The 24997-nt window shown below is 53.0% G+C and carries 22 protein-coding genes and 1 pseudogene; 10 read left to right on the plus strand and 13 right to left on the minus strand.

Annotation, left to right across the window (positions count from 1 at the left end):
• Positions 1-154: 154 nt before the first annotated feature.
• Together STH12_RS17560 and lanKC are read right to left on the minus strand one after the other, a co-directional pair.
• A complete protein-coding gene (locus STH12_RS17560; protein ID WP_126168753.1) occupies positions 155-1714 on the minus strand; it encodes an ATP-binding cassette domain-containing protein in 1560 nt (519 codons plus the stop codon).
• Positions 1704-4352 carry a class III lanthionine synthetase LanKC gene (gene lanKC, locus STH12_RS17565; RefSeq protein ID WP_164551246.1) on the minus strand — a complete coding sequence of 883 codons (2649 nt, stop codon included), beginning with the start codon at positions 4350-4352 and terminating at the stop codon, positions 1704-1706. The genes STH12_RS17560 and lanKC overlap by 11 nt, the downstream gene beginning before the upstream one ends.
• A 187-nt stretch (positions 4353-4539) precedes the next feature.
• On the opposite strand from lanKC, the pseudogene STH12_RS17570 reads away from it, so the two are divergent.
• Positions 4540-4731, plus strand: a pseudogene (locus tag STH12_RS17570) (class I SAM-dependent methyltransferase); the annotation flags it as partial.
• Positions 4732-4738: 7 nt separating this feature from the next.
• Here the strand turns inward: STH12_RS17570 and STH12_RS17575 are convergent.
• On the minus strand, positions 4739-5605 hold the full coding sequence (locus tag STH12_RS17575) for a DMT family transporter (protein ID WP_126168755.1): 867 nt from the start codon (positions 5603-5605) through the stop codon (positions 4739-4741).
• 109 nt (positions 5606-5714) lie between these two features.
• On the opposite strand from STH12_RS17575, the gene STH12_RS17580 reads away from it, so the two are divergent.
• Positions 5715-6197: a MarR family winged helix-turn-helix transcriptional regulator gene (locus STH12_RS17580; RefSeq protein ID WP_126168756.1), complete on the plus strand. Its 483-nt coding sequence runs from the start codon at positions 5715-5717 to the stop codon at positions 6195-6197.
• 1288 nt (positions 6198-7485) lie between these two features.
• Here STH12_RS17580 and STH12_RS17585 read toward each other — a convergent pair.
• The 3 genes from STH12_RS17585 to STH12_RS17595 all read right to left on the minus strand — a co-directional run bounded on the left by STH12_RS17585 (position 7486) and on the right by STH12_RS17595 (position 9931).
• The gene (locus tag STH12_RS17585) at positions 7486-8007 is read right to left on the minus strand and encodes an O-acetyl-ADP-ribose deacetylase (RefSeq protein ID WP_126168757.1); all 522 of its coding nucleotides are present in this window, start codon (positions 8005-8007) and stop codon (positions 7486-7488) included.
• Positions 8008-8029: 22 nt separating this feature from the next.
• A complete protein-coding gene (locus STH12_RS17590) occupies positions 8030-8335 on the minus strand; it encodes a hypothetical protein (RefSeq protein WP_126168758.1) in 306 nt (101 codons plus the stop codon).
• Positions 8336-8644: 309 nt separating this feature from the next.
• Complete coding sequence (locus tag STH12_RS17595) at positions 8645-9931, minus strand: SdrD B-like domain-containing protein (protein WP_126168759.1); 1287 nt, start codon at positions 9929-9931, stop codon at positions 8645-8647.
• Between the two features lie 312 nt (positions 9932-10243).
• Between STH12_RS17595 and STH12_RS17600 the strand changes: the two genes are divergently transcribed.
• On the plus strand, positions 10244-12427 hold the full coding sequence (locus STH12_RS17600; RefSeq protein ID WP_126168760.1) for an OsmC domain/YcaO domain-containing protein: 2184 nt from the start codon (positions 10244-10246) through the stop codon (positions 12425-12427).
• A gap of 85 nt (positions 12428-12512) precedes the next feature.
• Here the strand turns inward: STH12_RS17600 and STH12_RS17605 are convergent, their stop codons facing one another.
• From STH12_RS17605 to STH12_RS17630, 6 genes are all read right to left on the minus strand, one after another.
• Complete coding sequence (locus STH12_RS17605) at positions 12513-12911, minus strand: acyl-CoA thioesterase (RefSeq protein ID WP_126168761.1); 399 nt, start codon at positions 12909-12911, stop codon at positions 12513-12515.
• A 134-nt stretch (positions 12912-13045) separates the two neighbouring features.
• Positions 13046-13630, minus strand: a complete 585-nt coding sequence (locus STH12_RS17610) for a hypothetical protein (protein ID WP_126168762.1) — start codon at positions 13628-13630, stop codon at positions 13046-13048.
• Between the two features lie 165 nt (positions 13631-13795).
• Entirely contained in the window at positions 13796-15589 is a 1794-nt protein-coding gene (locus tag STH12_RS17615; RefSeq protein WP_126168763.1) for an AMP-dependent synthetase/ligase, read from the minus strand.
• A 258-nt stretch (positions 15590-15847) separates the two neighbouring features.
• Entirely contained in the window at positions 15848-17089 is a 1242-nt protein-coding gene (locus STH12_RS17620; RefSeq protein WP_126168764.1) for a hypothetical protein, read from the minus strand.
• Entirely contained in the window at positions 17086-17928 is an 843-nt protein-coding gene (locus STH12_RS17625; RefSeq protein WP_237158657.1) for an ABC transporter ATP-binding protein, read from the minus strand. Before STH12_RS17625 ends, STH12_RS17620 begins: the two co-directional genes overlap by 4 nt.
• Before the next feature lie 19 nt (positions 17929-17947).
• Positions 17948-18319, minus strand: a complete 372-nt coding sequence (locus STH12_RS17630; RefSeq protein ID WP_126168766.1) for a GntR family transcriptional regulator — start codon at positions 18317-18319, stop codon at positions 17948-17950.
• 90 nt (positions 18320-18409) lie between these two features.
• Between STH12_RS17630 and STH12_RS17635 the strand changes: the two genes are divergently transcribed.
• From STH12_RS17635 to STH12_RS17655, 6 genes are all read left to right on the plus strand, one after another.
• Positions 18410-19957, plus strand: a complete 1548-nt coding sequence (locus tag STH12_RS17635; protein ID WP_126168767.1) for an alpha/beta hydrolase — start codon at positions 18410-18412, stop codon at positions 19955-19957.
• An 11-nt stretch (positions 19958-19968) separates the two neighbouring features.
• The gene (locus tag STH12_RS17640; protein ID WP_126168768.1) at positions 19969-20703 is read left to right on the plus strand and encodes an ABC transporter ATP-binding protein; all 735 of its coding nucleotides are present in this window, start codon (positions 19969-19971) and stop codon (positions 20701-20703) included.
• Positions 20700-21836: an ABC transporter permease gene (locus tag STH12_RS17645; RefSeq protein WP_126168769.1), complete on the plus strand. Its 1137-nt coding sequence runs from the start codon at positions 20700-20702 to the stop codon at positions 21834-21836. The genes STH12_RS17640 and STH12_RS17645 overlap by 4 nt, the downstream gene beginning before the upstream one ends.
• Before the next feature lie 55 nt (positions 21837-21891).
• Positions 21892-22101, plus strand: a complete 210-nt coding sequence (locus STH12_RS17650) for a coiled-coil domain-containing protein (RefSeq protein ID WP_126168770.1) — start codon at positions 21892-21894, stop codon at positions 22099-22101.
• Between the two features lie 84 nt (positions 22102-22185).
• On the plus strand, positions 22186-22359 hold the full coding sequence (locus tag STH12_RS21465; RefSeq protein ID WP_164551247.1) for a hypothetical protein: 174 nt from the start codon (positions 22186-22188) through the stop codon (positions 22357-22359).
• Between the two features lie 161 nt (positions 22360-22520).
• Entirely contained in the window at positions 22521-22946 is a 426-nt protein-coding gene (locus STH12_RS17655; protein WP_126168771.1) for an Hsp20/alpha crystallin family protein, read from the plus strand.
• 72 nt (positions 22947-23018) lie between these two features.
• Here STH12_RS17655 and STH12_RS17660 read toward each other — a convergent pair whose 3' ends face one another.
• A complete protein-coding gene (locus tag STH12_RS17660; RefSeq protein ID WP_126168772.1) occupies positions 23019-23651 on the minus strand; it encodes a hypothetical protein in 633 nt (210 codons plus the stop codon).
• A 198-nt stretch (positions 23652-23849) separates the two neighbouring features.
• On the opposite strand from STH12_RS17660, the gene STH12_RS17665 reads away from it, so the two are divergent.
• A complete protein-coding gene (locus tag STH12_RS17665) occupies positions 23850-24818 on the plus strand; it encodes an energy transducer TonB (protein ID WP_126168773.1) in 969 nt (322 codons plus the stop codon).
• Positions 24819-24997: the final 179 nt, after the last annotated feature.

Here is a 24997-nt window from a genome sequence, read left to right on the forward strand (position 1 = left end):
TAGACAACCAATTAGGTAAATCTTGTGCCTGCGTCGGATTACGCCAGCCCAAGGAGGGGCTACCAATAGAAAACGCCAGCCCAAGGAGGGGCTACCAATAGAAAACGCCAGCCCGATGAGGGGCTGGCGTCGTGTTTGGAGTGCAGGCTGAAACCTATGCGACTGCCGCTCTATGGGCATCCAGGCATACCTGGCGATCGAACATCTTGTAAAACCGCTCATCGCCATGCAGCACCGCCATAAGGCTCTTACCTTGGGTCATCTTATTTATCCAGCCCATGACCACGTCTTTACTACCGACGTCAACTGCAGCCAGTGGCTCATCGAAGATGTAGAGATCGGCGTCCTTGGCAAGGCAGATGGCTATTTGCGCCTTACGCTTTTCGCCCTCAGAGAAACCTATGGGGTCTCGATCCAATTTGTCCATCAAACCGAAGTCAAACAGCATGTTCTCAATCACTGCTTTATGCGCTGCGGAACGTTTATCCAACTCAAGGTGCTCTGCCAGCGAGCCCTTAAAGAAGTTCATTGGTGACAGCAAAGCGCTAATCCGACTCTGATCAGGCAACTCGGATTTCCCATTAAACTCCAGGAAACCCGAAATTCCGTGCAACAGGGTACTCTTGCCTGTGCCATTACCGCCCTGGATCAGCAGCCGTTCGCCCTGCTGCATTTGCAGATCAAAGTTCTCCACTATCTTGTCGTGGTTATACCCCAAATCCACTTGATTCAGATTCACATGGCAGATCTCGTTCAGCGCTTTGGGCTGCTGCTCGCCGCCAAACTGATCGACACGATTAAAATAAGCCAGCAATGTTGATATTTCTGGAATTTTATCAATTAAGGCTACCAGTGCATTCATCATCTTCCAGAAGCCACTCATGTAAGCCAACAACCCTCCAACTGTCATGGTGCCCAGAAATACTGCCGCAGCTGCAACCACCAATACTACTGATTCTGCCATCGACAGGAAGATGTTTGACAACGTCTGGTACACCTGAGATGTACGGTTTCGCTCATAGGTCGTATTCAGGAAGGTGCTCATAACCCCGATGACAGATTCTGTTACGCGACGGTGCAGGTCGAACAGGTTGCTGAGTTTATAGGTCTCGAGACAGCGCACCATATCGTCGCGGAACTCGGCGTGACGCTCACCTTCCTGCTCACTCTGATTGTAGATGCGACGGCCGTAGCGACGCGACAACACAAACAGAATTGGAACAATGAATAGCAGTGCCATGGTTACTTCCCATGACAGATAGACACATATACCGAAGGCACCAATAAATGAAATAACGTTCTGAAACAGGCCAACAGCCAGGTGAGTGCCCTTTTCAGATACTTGAGCAGGCTCATCGTAGACTCGACTGATAAAATAGCCCTCTCCCTTTTCGGCAACTTCTTTATAGGGCAGGTTAAAATACCGTGTCATTAATTCCCGAGTCTTGGATTGGGTAATCATGTTAATCAGTTTGCGCTTGGACACATCCACATAAAACATGATGGTACGCAAGCTGATGGACAGGAAGATCACCACACCTATGGTAATGAGAAAGAGTTCCAGGTCTTTCTGCCCCAAGGCGTCGTCGACCAAAATTTTCATCACCAATGGGTCAACCACGGTTTTCGCCAAGGTGACCAGTGCATTGACAAGAATGACCGTCATTGCGAGCTTCTTGTGTTCAGAAAAAAGTGCCCACAGTTTAGAGATCATAAAAGTTTCCCCCGCTACGATTAATTACACGATTCAGGAACCAAGCCACGCCCGCGGCCCCCGATCCCAGGTCGTCGGTGAAGCGGATATTCTCTTCGCCAATGAAGTTGATTTGGTTATCCTGACGCTGGGCAAAAACCAACACCTGTTCGGCATAGCGTTTGGCTTCCAACCAGTATTCCGGCTTGTTGGTAACCTCAAACAAGCAGACAAATGCGTTCCCCAAGCCAGCCATACCATTCAGATAACCAGTGGTGATAGAGAGCTTGCCTTGCAGGTATTGGCCTGCTTTTTCAGCTATATCCAAGTAGTTTTCTTGAGCAGTTTCTTGGTAATAGGCCAACAGTACTTCAATCATGCCCGCACTACCCACACGCAGATAAGGCGTAATTACTGCTAAATCGGGCGACCGTTGCCAGTTGATGAAGCCCGACTCTTCGTTGGCATGTGCTATCTCGAAGGCGAGTAGCGACTGGCCCAACGCCAGATAGTTCGGGGTGCGGGAAACCTGATACAGGCGCAACAGAAACAGGGCAACACCGGCAGCACCGTGGGCCAGCCCGTGAAAGACAGCCTCTTTTTCCTGCACTATGTAAAGGCCGTGCGCATCTTGCTTTAATTGGGCCTGCACCAGCTTTGCAGCAAACTCCGCCATCTCTAAATAGTCGCTGTCTTGAGTTTGACCGTACAGATGCAGTGCGGTCAGCCCCCAACCGGATGCGCCATAAAACAGATCGGCGTTTTGCTCTAACCAGTGCGAATGCTGGCTCTGCTGCATCATTTGCTTCGCTAAATTGGGCCGTCCCAGCGCAAAGGCGGTACGGGCAATTCCAGCCACCCCAACAGCAACACCTGGAGCCATGGTCGAAAACTCTTGGCGTTTCAATTCAAGAATGAACTGCGTTTCCCAGGTGTCAGGCACCGGCATCCCCAGTTGTCTGAAGGTCCAGATTATGCCGCTGATGCCATGCACCAGAGCCAGAGAGTGGCTGCTATACACCCGATAATCCGGGCGATAGTCAAATTCCCCAGCTTTCACTGCTGTGCTAGCTCTGATGGCCTGACAGATAGCCTGTTTATCGGCAACCAATTGTGACTCACTGTATTCTTCGCCCAAGGGAAGCGACATAAGGTCCGAAGCCAGAGACTGCTGCGCCTTAACCAAGAGTCGTTGGTTTTGCTGCCAGTCCTTACCGATCCCGAGCACGAATGCCAGCAGCGCTTGAGTACCACCAAACTTAGCCATAAACATATTCAATATGGCCGCCCGTGCCTGTGGGTTGAGCACCAAGACTTCATTGGCCGGGAAAAGCAGGTTATAGAGCACATTGGAAGCCGCACTGTAGTCGATGGCATTACTGAATTTACCGTCACGGACATCGTTAATATCGGCGTAGCCATAAGTCGCAATTTTTATTTCAGGTCGGTCATTTTCCTGAATATTGGCCGCCTCCAAATCAATCAACCACAGTTTATGCTGATCGCGATCGTAAATAATGTTCTGCGGAGCCAAATCAACGATGATCACGCCGGCATCATGGGCTTTTTTCACCGCAGCCAGCAACAGCTCTGCGATAGCCAGGAAGCGCTGATAGAACTCACGGATCTGATGCTGAGTCGGATTGGTCATCAACATCAGGGCAAAATCTTCCTGAGCGCGCAGGGCAGCTAAGGTGGTTCCTGGCAGCATTTCCAATACCAGGAAAGAGTTTTCCCACTCCCTGAAGCGCTCTATCACTTTGGGGACAACACCTGTATCCGCTAAACGAGCCAACGCACGTGCTTCGTTATCAAGCAATACCATGGCGTCGGCATGTCCCTGCTCATTTTCATTGATAAAGGGACGAACCTCTTTCACTACGACCTCATCACCAGTGTTGCGATCCACCCCCTTATAAACCCCTCCCTTATTGGAGTCGGCCAACCAGCTATTCATCAGGTAGCGATCATTAAGCACAACCTCACCAGTGTGGCTGTTATCCAGGGCAAAAGGATCGGCAACCCCTTCTGGCAGCTGATACTGGTTGCTGCGGGAATCCTTCACCCAGTCGCCGTTTGGCAGTTGCATCAACGACTCTTGTTCACCGTAAAGATTGGTGCGGAACTTGTTAACGAATGCGCCATAGCGATAAAACAGCACCCGGCTATCGGGTACACGCTGATCGGACAAGATGTAGGGCCCTTCAAACTCCGCCGTCACCGGCTTCAACTGCTCAATCACCCGATAAAATTGCTGTAAGTCGCTGGGGTATATGGTGATAAATTTTCCTGAACTCGCCTTACTGCAGGTTTGCGAGTTAATAAAGGTCAGCGCAAAGGTATCCACCAGGAATTTAAAAGTCACCCCCAGCTCCACCAGCACCGGGACCACTGTGCTTAACATTTGGCTTGCTGATTTAAAGTTGGTAGAAAGATGGATCTTGAAACCCGAATTAACCAGGATATGGTTGGGCGCACGTACCTGGCACCAGATGCCTTTCTGGTAATGCAATTTCCAGTCAGCCGGCAGCAAATCACCCACCAGGCGCATATAGCAGCTGTTATTGCTGCGGTAATCTCCAAGATTGCTAAAACGAGACTGATTTAACATGGTGTAGTTGAGAACCGCTCTTCCGGCTCGACGCTCAATCCAATACATATTGCTATCCTTACAAGCCCCAGTGTTGGGATGAAGACACATTGTTCTGCTGACTAACCTAGGGGGCGTGGAGAAATGTCTCAAGAAGCAAGGATCTGGATAGCGAAGATTGACAGCTGAATGCGGAAAATCTGCTTGCAAACCGACAAGCGGATCTGTGGACAATAGAAAAGCAGGGGTAGCTATGCTGTTTCAGTCATTGGTTGGTGCCGATGCCGACGCCGATGGGCTGCTGCAACCTGCGTTGAAGCTGGCGCAAAAACGGGTGGTGGTGAAACGCCCCGACTACGCCGAAGATCTCGATGGCATCAAACCCAGCACCCGGATTGAAACCAAAAAAAACCGCTTCGACGTCTACGTCAAAGCGGCCATGGGTTGAGCTTTCGTCAGCGTTTAAAGCGCTGCCATAGGCTTGGCAGCAGCGACGACACTATCATGCCAGCCATCAGTAAATACTGTGTCTGGGAATACTGCTCACCTATCAGCAAGACCCCCAAGGCAATACCGGTAATGGGGTTGGCTATGCCGCCAAAGGTAAAGTCGACAATACTCATCCGCTGCATCAAAAACACGTACAGACCATAAGCCAGGACAGTGTTGAACAGCACTATCCAGCCAATCCCGGCCAACTCGCGGCCACTGAAGCCATCTGCCACTGCAGCAAAACCAGCAGGGGCCAGCAGCCACTGCACAGCACTAATCAGTGCCAGGATGGCGCCGCCCAGAATAAGCTGCCATACCAGCACGTCCCACCAATGCAGCTTACCACTCAGGGTTTGTGTCATCCGACTGCCAACAATAATGCAGCCAATTGCCGCCAGCATCGCCACCAACCCCACCGGATTGAGGGTCAGGCTACCCGGATTGAACAGCATTAATCCGAGCAGTAACAAAGACACACCGGCCACAATTTGTGCAACTGAAGGCTTATGTTTCAGCACCAGAAATTGGAAAATCATCGCGAACAACGGCACAGATACCATGCCGACACCTGAGATAGCGGAGGGCAAAGTATGGGCCATCACAAAGATCAAACTGAAGAATAAAGCGATGTTCACCGCCCCCAATTTGAGCAGTGGCCAAAGGTGTTGCCGCGACGGCAAGCGGGGGCGAACACACAACAGGATCAGTCCGGCGGGCAACGCCCGAATCGCTCCCAAAAGCAGGGGTGGCCAGTCGGGTAAGGTGTACTGAGTGACCCCGTAGGTCGTTCCCCACAAGGCAGCCGTGAGCAGGGCTAAAATTATGTTCATACAAAGTATCTTCACATCAAGATTTATTTCAGCCTATCTCAGAAAAATCTTTCCGTAAAGTATCTTTATGCTAAGATAATTTTATCCCAATGAAAAATTGAGAATTATTATGGATGCAGTAGATAAGATTTTGGCGCAGTGGGCAAAAGAGAAACCCGATATGGATACCCTCGCCATGGGGATCATGGGGCGCCTGGCCAGGTTAACCAAGCATCTGGAGCAAGAAATTGCACAATGTCACAAGGCCTATGGTCTCAAACCGGGCGAGTTTGATGTGCTCGCAACCTTGCGTCGAAGTGGTGCGCCATACCGGCTTACACCGTCCGATTTATTGGCTGCCATGATGCTGACATCCGGTGCCATGACCAACCGATTGGACCGTCTCGAAGCCAAGGGACTGATAGCCCGTGAGCCGAGTCAAAAGGACAGACGCAGTGTCGAAGTTTGTCTCACCCCCAAGGGAATTTCGACTCAGGCGCAGGTGTTATCGAGTCACGTTGAAACGCAAAAACGTCTGCTGAACCAACTAAGCCGGGACGACCAAAAATTGCTCAGCACCCTGTTGAAGTCCTGGTTGCATCGATTCGAGTAAATCAGTTTAAAAAACTCACTTTTAAACTAAAAAACGAATCACGATACATACCCGCTCTGCCAGCTAAGACAAAGTTCACTTTGTCTTAGTCGCCAGGCATCAAACCCGAGCTTAAAACCCAAGGGTTCAGGATGCCGCTGTCCGTCCATTCAGCACGGTTTTTGTCGCTCTCACACTTGCTACCGTCTTGGCGCAGCACTTACGCCAGCCACTATACTGCAGTAAAAAACTCCACAACTCAACGGATGAATTTTATTCACCAACTAGTTAACAGGTGATTTGGGGTTTCATCCCCGCAGAACGCTGCCCTGTTTTTATCTTTATTGTTGAGTCCACCCAGGTAGTTTCAGCGTGTTTATAAACTGACGATTCTTCAGAGGCCGACCATTTCCGCAGGCATGTTCGGCAACCATGCTCTGTGCATTCGCCATCTATCATTAGCGGTCACTGCTTTGTACATTTCCGGCTCGGTTTATCCTGCTTGGGCTGGCAGTTGCTGGCTTAATTTTTCCATTTGGCACACCGATTAAGCTGTCTATGGCGCTGGCTTTAACCTAATAATTGTTGTTGGCTCCGCGGGCAAGGCAATTACACAAAACGCGGCATCAAACCCACGACGCATAAGGACGGGAAAACGCAGTGCCTTGGTAAATTCCAGGTGATACCAAACAACAAACACAACCCACACAAGTTTATTAAATTAATCAATACACGATAAAAAACAAACAAAGACAATTAAAATCAATAAAATATAAAAATGTTAGATTATTTTACTTCATCCATAACCAAATAGGAGAAATCTCAACCTGCCGACTTGAACGACCTTCACCGGAGCGGCATTCTCGGGCTGTTTCATGCCTTATTTCATCAGTAAATATTGGTGACCGATCCACCTTGATTACTGAAGTTGTAGTCTGGTTGCCGACTGGCAGCAATGACAAGAGGCCGGATGATGAGGCTAAGACTGAAGCATAAATCAAAGCATGAATTGACGCGCCGATTGACGTGCGTGTTGGGGTACGGTTTGAAGCAAAAAGCAGATGCTCAATGACCATGGATTGCTGGCTTGGCATTTAACTCTTTCAGGATGGGGGAATTAGGGTAATCGTGATAAGCGGCCAACCGTGGCAACAATAATGACGAGTTCGCGCGGCCGGAAAACAAGGCGAGCAGAGACCAAAATGGCGCTCGCCAGGTATGGCTAATGACATTGAACAGGGGATAAGAAGCGGGCTATAGAAAACTATTTCTCATCAAATTAGAGAATATTCAGCCTGCAACATCAGATTCAGACGCTTGGGTTCCGCATGCTTTCCCAGCTATCACGCCAGACCTGAGTCATGGCTTCACCGAAAAGATAAAAGTGGATTTGCAGCGCCGCAAACTCAGGTGCGGAACACACCTCCAGCGCGATCTTTGCCGCCTCATCGTGAGGATAGCCATAGACTCCGCAGGAAATGGCGGGCAGTGCCACGCTTTCGCAGCCATGTTGCAGCGCAAGACGCAATGAATTGCGATAGGCCGCTGCCAAATAAACGGCGGGATCCGCATAGGAGCGATAGACAGGCCCAACCGTGTGGATCACATAGCGCGCACTGAGGTTTCCCGCCGCGGTAATCCTTGCTTCCCCCACCGGGCAGCGAGTGCCATTGGTTGCAGGCACGGCCATACAGGCCTTCAGCAGTTCGGGACCGGCTGCCCGATGAATGGCTCCATCGACTCCACCGCCGCCAAGCATACGGCAGTTGGCCGCATTGACTATAGCATCGACCCTGGCACGGGTAATATCACCTTCGATAATCTGGATCACGGCTCGCTTCTCCCTAAGCTGGTTATTCCGGCATCTTTACGCCGTATTTTTTGAAGTACCACACCACGGCAGGCAGCTCGAGCACGAAGTAACTCAGCAGCGTGAACCAAAACCAGTTCACATCGGCAACCAACAAATTAAATTCGGCGCCCGAGCCCCAATACTTACTGCCCACAATCAGCAGCGCCAGCGCTGATGCGCCCATATCGCAGATGGAGATACGCTGAAAGCTGTTGCCGGCAATCTTGGGGTACACAGAACCGTAGGCGACGGCAATGATGGCAAGGTTCAGCAGTATGACTGCCAGTTCGGGGGTGATACCGCTCATAACTCTCCGATGGGGCGTTGGTAAAAAAGCTCGAATTCGCCTTTATGATACCCCCCAAGCCCCTAGCGACCAAGGCGCCAGCGCCTGCATTGTGAAATCCAGGTTGTTTAGCCCGCCTTCACCGAACGCCCGACCGGTTAGCCACAAAATTGAGGAGACCCCGCGGGTCTCCTGGCTCTCGCTATTCCATTCAACGGGCATTGCAATGCAATCTGTGTCGATTAACGGGGCTCACTCCCACAGGCTGGTCAGCACAGCAGCTCGTCCAAGTTATCCACCCGAGTTTTCCGCCCAGGTTACTCGCACAGGTCAGTCGCCGGAGTTATTGATAAGGTCGCAGATATCTTTGGCCTGCAGCAATTCGTCACGGCTGAAGTCGTCGTGGTATAGCACCAGATATTCCGCCCAGGCAATCAGCGCGCCCTGCAAGGGAATACTCTCAAGCCCCCAGCCCGCCTGATAATTCAACTCGGTTGCCATCAGTTGCTTTTTCAGTAGGTCCACTTCGTTGCTGGAGGTTTTACCCAGCACATCAGAACCATAGCTGTAGGCGCCGGGTACACTGCCGGGCAAGTCGGCGAACACGTCCAAATACATACTCTTTACCGAGGAAGTGCCGCTGTACAGATAGTCGCGTACCACGGCAGCGCTGACCTGCACGCCCTTGGTTTTGCCCTTGAGCGCCGAAGTGAGCTGATGCTTCCAAAAGCCGATGGTTTTACCGCTGCCGGTAAAGCTTTGGCCGTTGCCATCGGGGTCACTGCCATCGAACTCATCCATTAACGCCGCCACATTGACCCGATAGCCAAAGTCCTGCCCTTCGGTATCGCTTGCAAGTCCGACATCAAGAAGCGCCGGCGTGCTCTGTTCGAAATAGCGGCTCAGCAGCTCATTGAAATCATCCATCACAGCGGGCGTCTGCGGCGCCACTGTCAGCTGATACTGCCCCGGAGTCAGGTCGGTAAAGCTGTAGTGACCCTGATCATCGGTCCGGCTGGTTTCACCATTGCTGAGGGAAACCAGCACGTTGGCGAACACCGGCTCGTCGGCCTCCATCATGCCGTTACCGTTGATGTCCATAAATGCGGTGCCGCTCAGCTTATATTTGAGAGTACCAACAACCGCGTCACCCGGCCCCGTGGTGCCCCCAACCGCATAATAGGTGCCACCCTTGACGGAATACTGGGTCGCCAGCTCGCCCAACTGGCCGCTGAAGGTGAGCCGATAAGTCTGCACAGAGCCGGCGTTCTGACCATCGTCGCACTTCCAACCCGATACCCCTGTGGTGGGGTCGAGGCCAAACTTCACCAGACTACAACCTTCACTGCCAATCGGGCTGTCATCCAGTGCCAGCACCCAATGGCTCAAGTCTTTTTCCGATAAATCCGCGGTTAACTCGTAGGTAAAGGTGGTGGTATCTGTGGCTGAGTCGTAGCTGCTGCCCACAAACTCCACCTGCCAGCCCACGTCGCCAATCGCCTTTTCGGTAAAGCTGGGCGCGGCCTGTACCACAGCGGCAACGCCCAGCGCCATTGACACGGACGCGGCCACGGCCGCCACTCGTAACATCATTGCATTTGATTGAAAGCGGGACATGGTCGCTCCCTCCTGTCGGTTGGTTAGGTGAAGGGGCTAATCAAGTATCAGACCAAGTACGCGCACGCGACTAATTGATTGTTAGATAAAGGCTTTTATTGCAAAGCCATTTTGCATCAGCAGGCGCAGACGCAAATCTCCTCCCAGGATGCGAGTGCTGCAGCCTGAATTTGCAATTTGCAACGCCCGCCCACAGGTATCCGCGGCAATAAACCCAAGACACTTGACCCAAAAAAGCCGATAATTGCGCTAATTTTTCGGCGGTTTTACCGCGGGGCAACTGCATTTGCCCGCAACATCTGGAATTATCCCATGGAAATCAAAGTTAATTTTCTCGATAACCTGAGAATCGAAGCCAAGTTCGACGACTTCACCGTGGTTGCCGACCAACCGATTCGCTACAAGGGCGATGGCTCGGCCCCCAGTCCGTTCGACTACTTCCTGGCTTCTTCCGCCCTGTGCGCCGCCTATTTTGTGAAGGTGTACTGCGTGTCGCGGGATATTCCCACCGAAGGTATCCGCCTGTCGCAAAACAACATTGTTGACCCGGAAAACCGCTATAACCAGCAGTTCAAAATTCAGGTGGAATTGCCAGAGAGCATCAGCGATAAAGACCGCGAAGGCATTCTGCGCTCCATCGACCGCTGCACCGTGAAAAAAGTAGTCCAGACCGGCCCCGAGTTCGTTATCGAAACCGTGGAAAACCTCGACGAAGATGCCCAGGCCATGCTGATGGTGAAGCCGGATGGCGACCACAGCACCTTTATTGTGGGTAAAGATCTGCCGCTGGAGCAGACCATCGCCAATATGACCGCCAAGCTGGCGGAGCTGGGAATGAAGATTGAAATCTCCAGCTGGCGCAACCTGGTGCCCAACGTCTGGTCGCTGCATATCCGCGACGCCGCCTCGCCCATGTGTTTCACCAACGGCAAAGGCGCCACCAAAGAAAGCGCCCTGTGCTCGGCGCTGGGTGAGTTTATCGAGCGTCTTAGCTGCAACTTCTTCTATAACGATCAGTACTTTGGTGAAGAAATTGCCAATGCCGAGTTCGTGCATTACCCCAACGAAAAGTGGTTCCCGCTGGAGGAAGACGATTCACTGCCTTCAGGCCTGTTGGACGAGTATTGCCTCGATATCTACGACAACGATGGCGAACTGTGTGGCTCGCATCTGGTGGATACCAACTCGGGCAACTATGAGCGCGGCATCTGCGCCATCCCTTACACCCGCCACAGCGATGGCGAGACCGTGTACTTCCCGTCCAACCTGATTGAAAACCTGTTCCTCAGCAACGGCATGAGCGCTGGCAACAACCTGGCCGAAGCCAAGGTGCAGTGCCTGTCGGAAATCTTCGAGCGCGCGGTTAAACGCCAAATCATCGAAGAAGAAATCGCCCTGCCGGACGTGCCCCAAGAAGTGCTGGCCAAGTACCCCAGCATAGTGGCGGGTATCGAAGCGCTGGAGGCCCAGGGTTTCCCTGTGGTAGTGAAAGACGCCTCCCTCGGCGGCCAGTTCCCGGTGATGTGCGTAACCCTGATGAACCCACGCACCGGCGGCGTATTTGCCTCTTTCGGCGCCCACCCAAGCCTGGAAGTGGCACTGGAGCGCAGCCTCACCGAGCTGCTGCAGGGCCGCAGCTTCGAGGGTCTGAACGATGTGCAAAAGCCGACCTTCAACAGCATGGCGGTGCAGGAGCCGGAGAACTTCGTTGAGCACTTTATCGACTCCACCGGAGTGATCTCCTGGCGCTTCTTCAGCGCCAAACACGACTACGAGTTCGTGGAATGGGATTTCTCCGGCAGCAATGAAGAAGAATCCGCCGCCCTGTTCGGCATCCTCGAAGATCTGGGGCTGGAAGCCTATGTGGCCGAATTTACCGCCCTTGGCAGCGCCTGCCGCATTCTGGTGCCCGGCTACTCCGAGGTATATCCGGTGACCGACCTGATTTGGGACAACACCAATAAGGCATTGGATTTCCGTGAAGATATCCTCAACCTGCACCGCCTCAGCGACGCCGAGCTTGCCGATTTGGTTGAGCGCCTCGAAGAGAGCGAGCTGGATAACTACACCGACATCATCACCCTTATCGGTATCGAATTTGATGAAAATACCGTTTGGGGCCAGCTGACCATCCTCGAGCTTAAGCTGCTGTGCTACCTGGCACTGGGCGAGTTGGAAGCGGCTCAGGAGCTGACAGAAACCTTCCTGCAGTACAACGACAACACGGTTGCCCGCGGCCTCTTCTATCAGGCCATGTCGGCAGTGCTGGAAATCAGCCTCGACGACGAACTGGCGCTGGACGACTACCGCCATAACCTCAGCCGCATGTTCGGCGAAGAGACCATGGCGGCCGTTATCGGTTCAGTGGAGGGTCGGGTTCGCTTCCATGGCCTCACCCCAACCAGCACAAAACTGGAAGGACTGGATCGCCATCAGCGTTTGATTGAAAGCTACAAGAAACTGCACGCCGCCCGAGCTAAGCTGGCCGGATTATAATTCGCAATTCTGCGTTACTGACGCTTAACCGGACATCAAAAAGCCAACCCAAGGGTTGGCTTTTTTGTAGGCGCGAAAACTGACCTCAGGCGGTGAGGTAGCTGCCGAGCAACTCGCGGATATCGGCAGGAATCGCGACGCTTTTTTCGGTCTGGTAGTCGTAATGCACCAGGGTGGTTTTGGCTTCGGCGGTCATCTTGCCGGCCTGAAAGCTTTGCTGCAGCACTTCAAAACTGGAATTGCCAATACGGGAGATGCGGGTAACTACCTCAACCGGCTTGCCGTAATAGGTGGGCGCGGTAAAAGCGATGGTAAACCCGGCCACAATCAGGTTCCAGTTGTTCAGATCCAACTCGGGGTTGAAAATGGCAAAAATCGGCTCGCGGGCGGCTTCAAACCACACCGGAATAACGGTGTTATTGATATGGCCGAGGCCATCGGTTTCATTGAATCTGGGCTGAATACTGAGGTCAAACTGGGCCATGCTGCTTCCTTTCGCTCGTCCGGATGACAAGCCTTGTTGTTGTGATTTTGCAGAGCAAAAGAGTACACCAAGGGCCCAGCAAAACAAAAGACCGCACAGTGGCGGTCTTGGCAAGGCTGACGTCAGACTGGGGTTCAGGCTTTAGGACAGCTGAAAGGACCAATGTAGTCCCATGGCTGGTAGTTGCGCTGACCATCGTTGGGCGCCTTGGCGGCGTTGGCCTCACGGGCCTGGTATTCAATACCCATCAACACCACCCGGTCACCACTGCTGTACTGGTGTGACGCCTCCCAGCGCACAGGCAAGGTGTTGGCTTCACGATACAACTGCCATTCCCATTTGGCCTTTTCTGGGTTTGAGCCACCCCACACATTGGCATAAGTTGGGGTATAGAGCTTGCCGTTGAAGCGCACAATCTCATGTTTTTTATACTGGCCATTGCGCTGCTTCCACTCGGGGTACTGGTCACTGTTGGCTGCTTTGTCCAGGCAACTCAGACGATCGCTTGCCTGTGATACAAAATACACCCAACCGTCGCTGCCACAGGCCCAAAGACGACCTGAGTCAGGGTCGAAAGCGGTACGGCCGATATCGGCGCTGGAGGCACAGCTGCGGCCATCTGGCTCGCCATAGTGCAAATCAAATTGGTTGGTGATATCGGAGGCGTAAGCGTTGGTGGCAAACACCGCTGCCAATGCGGCAAGTTTGGCTGATTTCATGATGACTTCCTGATTGAATGATGCGACTTCCTATCCCCCATCGCGGCGCGCACTATGCCAGAAAACCATCAAACGTCAAAATTTTGACTGGCAACTTTACATTTGTAGCGGGTTTGTTGAATAAAAAAGGCCGCCATAGGGCGACCTTTTCAAACACAGTGATGATTATCCGCCGTACATGGCAGAGATTTCCCGTTGATATCTGTGATAAATCACCTTGCGCCTGAGTTTGAGCGTTGGAGTGATAAGCCCGGATTCCATGGTGAAGGCGTCCGGCAACAGGGTGAACTTCTTGATTTGTTCAAACCCGGCCAGCCCTTCCTGCATCAGCTTAAGCCGTGCTTCAAAGTGCTCCAGCACATGACTGTGACGAATAAGCTCCAGTGGCGATTCGTACTTCAGCCCTTTCTCCCCGGCCCAGGCTTCCAGCGCCTCAAACGCGGGCACAATCAGCGCGGTCACATAGTTACGGGCATCGGCGACAATGGCCACCTGCTCGATAAAGGGGCAACGGCCCACCATGCCTTCCACCCGCTGCGGCGCCACATACTTGCCGTTGGAGGTTTTCATCAGTTCCTTGATGCGGTCGGTAATGTAGAGATTCCCTTCGGCATCGAGGCGGCCGGCATCACCGGTCCTGAACCATCCATCATCAAAGGCGGCGGCCGTGTCATCCGGACGCTTGTAGTAACCCGTCATCACGGTGTCACCGCGCACCAAAATTTCATCATTGTCGCCGATGCGCACTTCCACTTCCGGCAGGCACTGGCCATTAGAACCCGGCACCCGGTTATCCAGGGTGTTGCAGGTCACTGTGGCAGTGGTTTCGGTCAGGCCGTAACCGCAGAGCACAGGCACATTCACCGCATCAAAAAACGCACTCACATCGGCATTCAAGGCAGCGCCGCCGCAGGGCATAAACTTAAGGCGGCCGCCCAGCACTTCGCGGATTTTGCTGCCCACCAGTTTATCGGCAAGCTTGGCCTGCAAGGACAACAGCAGACCGCCCCTGCGACGCCCCTGAGCCACTTCAAACTGACGAGAACCCACATTCATGGCCCAGCCAAACAAGGCCTTGCGGGAAGCCGGTGCGCGGGACAGTTTGTCCTGCACTGCGCTGTAGACCTTCTCGAGGAAGCGCGGCACCACACAAAGCGTATGGGGGCGTACCGCGGCAATGGCTTCTTTCACCTTATTGGTGTCGGCCAGATACACGTTGCGGCCGCCACGGCCGAGCACGTAAAAACTCCAGCCGCGCTCAAATACATGGCTTAACGGCAAAAACGCCAGCGATACATCGCCTTCGGTAAAGGCCAGACGCTTATCGTGCTGATAGATGGTGGAAGCTATGGCGCGATGGGGCAGCATGACGCCTTTGGGGTCGCCGGTGGTGCCCGAGGTGTAAATCAGGGTCAGCAAATCATCCAGCGAGGTGCTGTCCAGTCGCAGCCCCAGCTCTTTGGCGGCATCGCCAATGGGCTCACGCGCCAGCAGGCCGGATAAATGATTGTCATCGGGATGCTGCCGTGCCACGGCATCATCAAACAGGATCACCGATTTCAGCGCCGGGCACAGGGCCCTCAGCTCACAGGCCAACTGGTAGCGCTCGGCCGTGTCCACAAACAAAAAGCCCACATCGGCATCGTTCAGTATGTAGGCCGCCTGTTCCAGGGTGCTGGTTGGATAAATCGGCACCACAACGCCGCGGGCCTTGAGGGCGGCAACATCGGTTACTGTCCACTGTGGACAGTTGTTCGACATAATCGCAACCTTGTCCTGCACGCCAAGACCGGCGCCGATCAGCTGCATTGCCAGTTGGTCGCTGCCGTGATCGAAGGCCTGACGGGACACCTGATCCCAGGGCGCAGCCATTTCGAACCCTTCGAGGGCAATGGCGTTGGGGTTTTGTTTGGTTTGGGCTTTGAGCAGCCGAACCAGATGAAATTGCTCGAGTGACATGGAATTACCTGCCTGATGACCGGAACTGACAAATCGCGTTTTAGCGTACAACTGTTCCTGTTTTGGCGGCATTCTAGCCCAGCTCGGGGGCAAAGGTAAGAGTTATTGCTCTAATTTTGTCGAAAAAGCGACCTGTATCGCGGCCAACATTCGTCGCCGAGCCTGGTACAGGGTCGATGAATCACACAGATACAAGCCCCGAAACAAGCCGCATTGGCTGTCATGGGGCTGTCGATTATTGTTACTAAATCAACGCTATCAGTTACGGGGCAGACACGTGCGGGTGAGGTACATCAGCAGCAATGCCAACGGCACCAGGGCCCCATTGATGGCGAGCCACGGCAGTGGGTCCAGCGGGCCCTTTTCGCTCATGCGCACCGCCACATCCACTGTGACCAGGGGGAAAATCATCACCAGCATCAGTGCTGTGGTGTGCAGGCTGGTCTTACAAAATACCCCCAGGGCCAGGCATACCGCCGAGCCCCACAGGGTTGCGAGCACCGCCAGCGGCCAGATCCACAGTGGTAAATCAAACAGAGTGACACTGATAAAGCTGCTGAGCGTTATCGACAGGCCGGTTAGCAGCAGAAACCTCAGCTGCGCCCGGTAGAAGCTGCCACAGAAATCCTGCCAACCGGCAAAGACTGGCAGCATCAGCAGCGCCTCGGTCGAGCGCCAGCGCATGGCGCGGGTCCAGTGGATCATGGCACTCATCATCACACTGAACTGCACCCACAGATGAAGAAAACTAAACTCTTCCCCTTTGAATTTAAGCAGTAGGCTCACGATAAGCACCAACAGCGGCATCAACACCAACAGTGCATTAACAGCGGGACCACCGAAATAACTTAAGGGGAACAGCCGTGAATCCAACCTGCTGGTAAAACCGAGCCAACGCCAACTTGGCAGGAATAAACCGCCGGTAGTCATGCCATTGCAGTAAAGGCTTAAGGCATCTTTTTGCCAGATACTGCCCCAGAGTCGACGGTCAAGCCACAGCCACACCAGCACAGCCACAGGCAAGGACACGGCATTAAGCTGAGGCAAGGCATCCAACAATGGCTGGATCAGCATAAGTGAAAAAAATACAATCATCGACAGATAGAAACTGCCGGGGCGCTGCATACATAAATACACAAACAATGCACCGAGCAGCAACGACAGACCGCCATAGCCAAGGGGAATATTCAGCGCAAGCCAGGCCAGCAACGAGATACTAACTGCCACGCCCAGCAGCACCCGCACATGGCTGCGCACCATGGCCACAAAGCCCGGATTCACCAAGGTCCATTCGGCCGCATGCAGTCGGTTGCGCTGCCAGGCGATAGCAGCGCACAGGCCATTGATGGCAAATGCCAGCATAAATCCGGCTTCATCCGGGCGCTCCAGCAGCAGCGTCACCGGAACAAAAACCAGCATAAAAATAACCGCCATGCTGATAAAGGTGGCGCTGCCAAGGTCACGGCACCACAGGGGCCAGAATCCCCTTAAGGCATTCATGGGTGCAGCTCCATAAATAGCTGTTCCAGATTCAGTTTTTCCGCCTTGATAAGCCCCGGGAAGCTCTGCTGTGCATAGCCTTGCACCAACAACTTGTTGCCGTTTTTACCGAGCAGTTTCAACCCCTCTGGCAACTGCGCATCGGCAGATACCGTCAGCAATCGCAGCGACTCCCGCACCGCATCCAATTCATCATTGATCAACAGCTTGCCATCTTTGAGCAGCGCCACATGGCTGGCAACCCGCTCCAGATCCGAAGTAATGTGGGAGGAAAACAGCACCGCAGAACCCGACTCCAGCGCCAGCTCAAACAGGTCGCCCATAAAGCGGCGTCTGGCCGATGGGTCGAGGCTGGCAACGGGTTCGTCGAGAATAAGCAGACTGGGACGGTAAGCCATGGCCATGATGATGGACAGCGACTGGCGCTGACCGACACTCAAGCGATTTACCTGCGCATTGGCATCCAGACCAAAGCGCGCGAGCCAGTTTTGCTCCAGTTGCTTATCCCACTCAGGGTAGAAGCTGGCATGCAGCTCAAGCGCCCGCGCAACGCTGAATCCCTCGTAACCGAAGTGCTGCTGCGGCACATAGCCGATGCGCACCTTTTGATTTGGGCCCAGCTGAGAGGCAGACACACCCAGGGTGACCACTTCGCCCTCATCGGCGGCCACCAACCCCAGGATGGCGCGCATCAGGGTCGACTTGCCGGCACCGTTTTCACCCAGCAACCCCATCACCATGCCAGGTTCCAGGGTCAGGTCGATGCCATCCAGCGCCAGCTTGGTGTCAAAGCGCTTTTTCAGTCCGCGAACCTCTAACAAGGGTCCTTCTTTCATCATATCCATGGTCGTCAGGGCCTCATTGCCACATGTCTTTAAGCAGGGTTTCAAGTTCTTGGTGTGTCATACCCAGCTGCCGCGCCTCATTGATGATTTCTTTGAGTTTGGGGCCAAGCAGTTCGGCGCTGGAGGTGGGCTGCGCGCCGCCTCGGGGAGCAACCCGGGTTGCCTGACCACGACGACGCTCCAGATAGCCCTGATCCACCAGTTGCTGAATGGCGCGGGAGACCGTCATCGGGTTCACCGCCAGAGTTTCAGCAATCTGGCGCACAGACGGCAGCACATCCTCTTCGGCCAATTGGCCAGAGACGATGAGCCTGACTATCTGCTCGTGCAGCTGACGATAAATAGGATCGCCGCTGGAGGGGTTGACATGAAGAAGTTCTAACATTAGCCTTGAATCACTGTATTAATACATTGATACACCGATACACTATAAACTAACACACTCGGTCCGGATTTCAAAAAGGAAAAAGGTCTTATGAAAGCAAGGAATTTTCGTCAAGGTGTGCTCAAGCTGTCCCGGCTTGCCTGCGCCACCTTGCTGGCCATTACCGCGCTGCCCCATGTGGTGGCGAACAGCTACGCCGTCGACACCCATGTGTTGGACAACGAACTGGATGGTACCCCCAAGAGTTGTTACCTGAGCGGGATTTCCGACCGGGTGCGCTGCGGCTTTGTCAAAGTACCGGAAAATCCGGCCAAACCCGATGGCAAGCAGATTGAAGTGCACTACGCCGTGCTGCCGGCCATCAAACCCAGTTTCCCCAACGAAGCCTTTCTGGCCATTGCCGGTGGCCCTGGTCAGTCGGCAATCGATAATGCCGACGGCTTCGAGCGCATGTTCCACAAGGTTCGCCAAACCCGCGACATTCTGCTGATTGACCAGCGCGGCACCGGCCGCTCCAATCTGCTGAACTGCGAGCAAGGTAACATCGATGTGCTGGCCTATAACGATGAAAGCGTCGATATAGCTGTCGATGCGCAAAAGTGTCTCGACAGCCTGACATCCGACATCACCCAATACGGCAGCCTCACAGCCCTTGGCGACTTTGAAGCCGTGCGTCAGGCGCTGGGCTACCAAAAACTGCACGTTTACGGTGTATCCTACGGCAGTCGCATGGCGCAGCTGTACCTCAAGCATTACCCACAAAGCGTCGCCACCACAGTATTGGACGGCGTTGTGCCCATGCAGCGAAGCGTATTGGCCATCGGCGAAGCCATCGACCGCGCTGTGGAGCTGATGCTGGAAGACTGCGGCAATACCCCAGCGTGTCAGCAGCAGTTTCCCAATCTGAAACAAGAGCTTGCAACCGTACATGAGCGTCTGGCCCAGACGCCTTTCGAAACCCGGGTGCAACACCCGCTCACCGGCGAGCTGCAAAGCTTTTTGCTGACCCGCAGCAAATTTGCCGCCGTGGTGCGTCTGGCGCTGTATTCCCCCACCACCCGCGCGCTGCTGCCTTACGCCATTCATCAGGCCGCCAATGAAAACTATCAAACTGTGCTGGGACTGTATGGCATGACCGTGGGCAGCCTGGATCTGGCCGCCGGCATGCACAATTCAGTGGTATGCGGCGAAGACATGCATCGCATCGATGCCGATATGAAAGCCAATATCGACGCCAGCTATTACGGCAGCGAAATGTACAGGGGCCTGAGCAAGGCCTGCGCCGTGTGGCAGGTGCCAGCCGTGCCCGCTGACTTTGCCGAGGGCGTCAGCAGCGATAAACCGGTACTGCTGCTTTCCGGTCAGCTTGACCCCGCCACCCCACCCAGCTGGGCCGAACTGGCAAAAGAGCACCTGAGCAACTCGCTGCACCTGGTGGCGCCTTACTCAGGACACGGTATTGCCCGCGAGTCCTGCGCTGGCAGCGTGGTGGCCGAATTTGTCAGCGAAGGCTCTGTGAAAGAGCTCAGCACCGACTGCATCAACAAAGACATTCGCCGTGGCTTCTACCTCAACGCCAGCACGGTAGAGCCTCTGCCAACCCAAGCCGACAAAGCACAGGACAAGGCCGGAGAGTAACGGAGAACATCATGATTAAAGTCAACGGATTACATAAAAAGATTGGTCAGGTGCAGGCGCTCAGCAACCTAAGCTTTGAAGCCCGCGATGGCGAAATCACCGGCCTGCTTGGCCCCAATGGCGCCGGTAAAACCACTTGTCTTCGCACCGTGTTTGGTTTGCTGAAACCCGACCAGGGCTTTGCCGAAATCGACGGCATTAACGTGGCCGATAACCCCATTGCCGCCAAGCAGGCGCTGGGACTGTTCCCTGACCCATTTGGCCTTTATGAGCGGCTGACACCGAGGGAATACATCCGCTTTTTTGCCGAACTGTCCGGCATGAATGGCGCCGCCGCCAAAGAGGCCACCGCCAGGGTGCTGACCCAGCTGAAAATGGATGAGATTGCCGACCGCCGCTGCAAAGGCTTTTCCCAGGGGCAACGAATGAAAACCGCGTTGGCGCAGGCCATTGTGCACCAGCCACGCAATATCATCCTCGATGAACCTACCCGCGGGCTGGATGTAATGAGTACCCGGGTGCTGCGTGACATGCTCAAGGATCTGCGCGCCCAGGGGCACTGCGTGCTGTTCTCCAGTCATGTGATGCAGGAAGTGGCAGCCCTCTGTGACCGAGTGATTGTGATGGCCCGAGGTCAGGTGGTTGCCGTAGGCAGCCCCGCCGAGCTGTGCGCCCAAACCGGCCACGATTCACTGGAAGAAGCCTTTATTCAACTGATTGGAACAGACGAGGGGATTGCCGCATGAAACGGATACTGACGATGCTGCGCAAGGAGCTGCTGGATGCCGCCCGTGACAAGCGCTCTGTAATGGCAGGCCTCTATTACGCCATTGGCACACCACTGATCATGTGCGGTCTGTTTATGGTGCTAATCAATCAACTGTCGAGCCCGGATGATTTGTTTATCAAAATCGACAATGCCGACAAAGCCAAAGACCTGGTGCATTACCTCGAAAGCAAGGGTATCAGCCACAGCGACGATGACACCAAGGCCAAGAAAATCCGCCTTATCGTCAGCGAGGAATACCCGGCCCAGATGGCCCGTGGTGAAGGCGCGCTGGTCACCCTGGTGGCCGATAACTCGGACGACAAACTGCAAAAATCGATTCGCCGCCTGGAAGCGCAGCTGAGATATTACAGCGCCGAGATGGGCAGTCTGCGCCTGATTGCCCGGGGTATAGACCCAAGGGTGGTTCAGCCACTGAAGGTGGAAGTGCAGGATGAGGCCACCGCCGACTCCAAGGGCGGCATGATCCTCGGACTGGCGATTTTCACCATGATTTACGCGGTATTTATCTCCGGCATGAACCTAGCCATCGACACCAGTGCCGGTGAGCGTGAGCGTAACAGCCTGGCGCTGCTACTGAGCCACCCCATCAGCACCCGTGAGCTGGTGTGGTCGAAAATCCTCGCGGTCACCAGCTTCGCCATGCTCGGGGTGGTGCTGATTCTTATCGTCTCCAAGCTGGCCTACGGCCTGGTGCCCTGGCAGGAATTGGGCTTTGCCATCAACCTAGACCCCAGCTTTATGCTGCTGATGTTACTGGTTGCCCTGCCCATTGCCCTGCTGGCGGCAAGCCTGGAGTTGGCGGTGTCCTTTATGGCCAAGACCTTCAAGGAAGCCCAGTCGTATCTCACCATGGTGCTGTTTGTGCCGCTGATGCTGGTGATGGCCAGCACTTATCAGATTGCGCCGGATATCATGGCCTGGGTTCCGCTGGCAGGCCAGCAACAGGCGCTGATGGAAGTCGTCAAAGGCAAGGAACTGCCGTTGATACAGCTGCTGGCAACCTCGGGCGCCACCCTGGTCATCGCTCTGGGACTGGCACTCTTTATGGAACGCTCACTGAAAAGCGAGAAAGTGGTTTTCGGTCTCTAACTGAACAACTGTGGATCAGCACGGGGCGCTGTCATCGCCCCAAAGGAGCATCAAAATGGACAAACTGACTGCCGTTACCCTGATCATGATTGCTGCTTTCGCCGCCCAGGTGGCTATCAGCTACTTTAAGAGCCGCCCCCGCAAAAGTGGCGAAGATGACAGCCTGAGGCGCGAAAATGCCGAGCTTAAGGCCCGCATCGCCGCCCTGGAAGCCATAGTCACAGAGCCTGGCTATGAGCTGAAGCAACAAATCGCCCGCCTCTGAGGCCACACTGCCAAGGCCGTCTGACACCCCAAGTGCCCGGTCGGCCGACACCTCTGCATTAGCCCCAGGGCGGAGAACATCAACATGAAAGCCAAGATATGCCGCATTTTCAGTGCGGTAGGGCCAGGCCTTGCCATAGGTTTCAGCATGGGTGTTGCCATGGAAAGCTGGGTCAATGGTCTGGCATTGGGTATTCCGCTGATCATTGCCCGCCTTGCCAGCCTGAAGTTGACTGCGAAGGATGATAAAAACAGCTGATTTTCAATGCCTTAAATTGGCAATTTTTCGTAACAGTCTACATCTGAAAATGGCCGCCAACGCGCTTGAAAAATCAGCAACAGACACCATAGTGAGTAGAGGGAGACACACGCTCCCTTTCGTTAAAGCGAGCCAGGAGTGACGCCTGTAAGGAGGAGAGTATGAAACTGCGTCCTTGGAATCCTGCTGAAGCTTTTGACGACATGCTGCGCCGGTTTGAGCCCATGCTGCATTGGTCTGGTCCTATGTTAACAGGCCAACGCAACTGGTTACCTGCGACCGACATCAGTGAAAACGCCGAGAGCTATCAGCTGAAAGTCGAACTACCGGAGATCCACAAAGACGATATTGAACTGGCCATAGAAGATGGCTATCTGGTTCTGTCCGGTGAACGCAAGTACGAGCACACCGACGATAAGCAGCACCTGAACGAGCGGTTCCACGGGCAGTTTACCCGCCGCTTCCAGTTGCCTGACAATGTTGACGAAACTGCCATTAACGCCCGATTCGACAACGGCATGCTATATCTGCTGCTGCCAAAGACAGAGCAGAAAAAACAACGCTGCCAACGGATTGATATCCACTAGAATCCAAGGCTTTGGCACCTGGGAAAGCGCCGCACTGCGGCGCTTTTTTTATGCTATCCACCCTTAAAAATCCTAGAAAATCGCCTTCACCACCTCTTTGGCACATTGGCTGGCCAACTTGACCTCTAACCGAGACACCTGGTTAGAATCAGGATCAGTCAAAGTCTCATAACGCATGGCATCTTCGTCGGCCGACTCTGCCGTGCAATGATACTGAGCCACAATAGTGTTATTTTTCAGATCAATAAGCCTAAACAAGCTGGTATAGGTCAACTTGTAAGACTGCCAATTAAAAGGATAGTAGGTAATAACCTTGCTCATGGAATAGCTATCCAAACCGTAATCGGCATATTGGGAATAGGCCGCTACCAAAGATTCGAGCTCGAGGTCACCACGATAGAGCGCAGCCACCTCGTTAATCTCTATCGCCACTCGCTGCTGCAGAAGCTCAACAACCTCTTTGACCATGGCCTCTGAGCTAACATCCCTTTCACTCTGAAACCCTAGCTTACCTTGGGAAAAATCAATGGCATTACCTGCGGTTATTAGAGTAATAGGGCTTGGCGATGCCCTAAAAATCGGCACAACCGACTTAGCGCTCATGTCTCCAAGCGCATTTGGAGAAGCGCGCATGGTCTTCGTTGAAACGCAGCTACTTACGAAAACACAGACTGCAATAGTGGCAAAATTGGTCCATCGAATCATAGTTGTTCTTCCCTTGATATTGATTCTCCTTGCAAATTAACATGAATATATACATGCAAAAAGGTATCATGCTGATAATTCTTGTTGAAATATCTGGTGTTGGGTTCTAGCACACTTTTTACAGAACGACATTACGATTTTTAAATAACTGTTTGATACGAATATTGGATTAATAGTTTCTATCAAAAGGATTTGTAAATGACTACATTGTTGAATAAATACTTTATTTTAGTTTTTACTGTTGTTTTAGGTTCATCTGGATGCACTTCCACCAAGAATTACGCTCGTGAAAAATCTAGGCATTGCTATTTAGAAAACATTAAAAAACACAACAGTAAAACAAGTGAACTTCCTACTTTTTATACGGCTAGAGCGGCTGCCCAAAAGGGTGAGTTTGAATCAGCAATCGCCGAGCTTGAAAAAATCACTCCCAAGCAGAAAGGCGAAGCCGATTATATAAATTTCTGGTTGGGCACTCTCTATCTTGAGCAGGGTAAATATACCAAATCCATTGACTATCTAGCCCCTTTAGTAAGCAAAAATGAGCTTTCTTACATGGACAAACATAGTCTCTTCAACGCTCTCATTTACAGCTATCACCAAGAAAACATGTACGAAGAAGAGATAGAGACGAACTTGGCAATTATGCAATTTACTTGCAATCAAAATGATGAGTATACAAATAGAATGATAGCCGCTAGTTATATGGCACTGGGACGTTGGGAAGACATGTACCAATATGCAACAGTTGCAGTTAAAAACTCAACTAGCAGTAATAAGGGGAACTACTTGAATGCAATGCAAGTAGCAAAAAAAGAAGCTAACTATGAGCAGTTGGCTACAGTATTTAAACGTTACTCGGAACAATACAGCATTAATGCTGAGTATAGCAGTCCAATTAAAAACACTCATTTGCTGTTGAAAGCTGTAGCACCCAACTATCCAGTTCATGCCGCCTTGAATGGTATAGAAGGTTTTGTTCAGCTTAAATTCAATATCAATGAAGCAGGGCAGACAGAGGATATTCAGGTAATAAAATCTATACCTGAAGGTGTCTTTGATGCTTACGCTTTAAAGGCTGTATCGCAGTGGGTATACCAACCAATCATTAAAGGACAAAAGCAGCGCTCCGAAGGACAGACGGTTCAATTGGATTTTAATCTATAAAGATCCCGTTTTCTTGCTTCCGACTCATGCGATTCACCCGCATCGACAAAGGGAGTTTCCTCAGCAAACTCGCATTTCCGAGAATCAGACCAGAAGCGCTGGCGAACTGACCAAGCGGTGCTTTACTTGGCTTAGGGATGTGATTGTCATGCTCTGAGTTTATGCGGCCATATGCTAGC

Origin of the sequence: Shewanella khirikhana (assembly GCF_003957745.1) — a bacterium.
Taxonomy (GTDB): domain Bacteria; phylum Pseudomonadota; class Gammaproteobacteria; order Enterobacterales; family Shewanellaceae; genus Shewanella; species Shewanella khirikhana.

Bases quoted from the DNA above. Each gene is read 5' to 3' on its own strand.
- STH12_RS17665 (WP_126168773.1), top strand. From the start codon at position 23,850: ATGACTACATTGTTGAATAAATACTTTATTTTAGTTTTTACTGTTGTT.
- STH12_RS17600 (WP_126168760.1), top strand. From the start codon at position 10,244: ATGGAAATCAAAGTTAATTTTCTCGATAACCTGAGAATCGAAGCCAAG.
- STH12_RS17580 (WP_126168756.1), top strand. From the start codon at position 5,715: ATGGATGCAGTAGATAAGATTTTGGCGCAGTGGGCAAAAGAGAAACCC.
- STH12_RS17605 (WP_126168761.1), bottom strand. From the start codon at position 12,911: ATGGCCCAGTTTGACCTCAGTATTCAGCCCAGATTCAATGAAACCGAT.
- STH12_RS17595 (WP_126168759.1), bottom strand. From the start codon at position 9,931: ATGTCCCGCTTTCAATCAAATGCAATGATGTTACGAGTGGCGGCCGTG.
- STH12_RS17620 (WP_126168764.1), bottom strand. From the start codon at position 17,089: ATGAATGCCTTAAGGGGATTCTGGCCCCTGTGGTGCCGTGACCTTGGC.
- STH12_RS17610 (WP_126168762.1), bottom strand. From the start codon at position 13,630: ATGAAATCAGCCAAACTTGCCGCATTGGCAGCGGTGTTTGCCACCAAC.
- STH12_RS17635 (WP_126168767.1), top strand. From the start codon at position 18,410: ATGAAAGCAAGGAATTTTCGTCAAGGTGTGCTCAAGCTGTCCCGGCTT.
- STH12_RS17615 (WP_126168763.1), bottom strand. From the start codon at position 15,589: ATGTCACTCGAGCAATTTCATCTGGTTCGGCTGCTCAAAGCCCAAACC.
- STH12_RS17660 (WP_126168772.1), bottom strand. From the start codon at position 23,651: ATGATTCGATGGACCAATTTTGCCACTATTGCAGTCTGTGTTTTCGTA.
- STH12_RS17655 (WP_126168771.1), top strand. From the start codon at position 22,521: ATGAAACTGCGTCCTTGGAATCCTGCTGAAGCTTTTGACGACATGCTG.
- STH12_RS17590 (WP_126168758.1), bottom strand. From the start codon at position 8,335: ATGAGCGGTATCACCCCCGAACTGGCAGTCATACTGCTGAACCTTGCC.
- STH12_RS17650 (WP_126168770.1), top strand. From the start codon at position 21,892: ATGGACAAACTGACTGCCGTTACCCTGATCATGATTGCTGCTTTCGCC.
- STH12_RS17645 (WP_126168769.1), top strand. From the start codon at position 20,700: ATGAAACGGATACTGACGATGCTGCGCAAGGAGCTGCTGGATGCCGCC.
- STH12_RS17625 (WP_237158657.1), bottom strand. From the start codon at position 17,928: ATGATGAAAGAAGGACCCTTGTTAGAGGTTCGCGGACTGAAAAAGCGC.
- STH12_RS17575 (WP_126168755.1), bottom strand. From the start codon at position 5,605: ATGAACATAATTTTAGCCCTGCTCACGGCTGCCTTGTGGGGAACGACC.
- STH12_RS17640 (WP_126168768.1), top strand. From the start codon at position 19,969: ATGATTAAAGTCAACGGATTACATAAAAAGATTGGTCAGGTGCAGGCG.
- STH12_RS21465 (WP_164551247.1), top strand. From the start codon at position 22,186: ATGAAAGCCAAGATATGCCGCATTTTCAGTGCGGTAGGGCCAGGCCTT.
- lanKC (WP_164551246.1), bottom strand. From the start codon at position 4,352: ATGTATTGGATTGAGCGTCGAGCCGGAAGAGCGGTTCTCAACTACACC.
- STH12_RS17560 (WP_126168753.1), bottom strand. From the start codon at position 1,714: ATGATCTCTAAACTGTGGGCACTTTTTTCTGAACACAAGAAGCTCGCA.
- STH12_RS17630 (WP_126168766.1), bottom strand. From the start codon at position 18,319: ATGTTAGAACTTCTTCATGTCAACCCCTCCAGCGGCGATCCTATTTAT.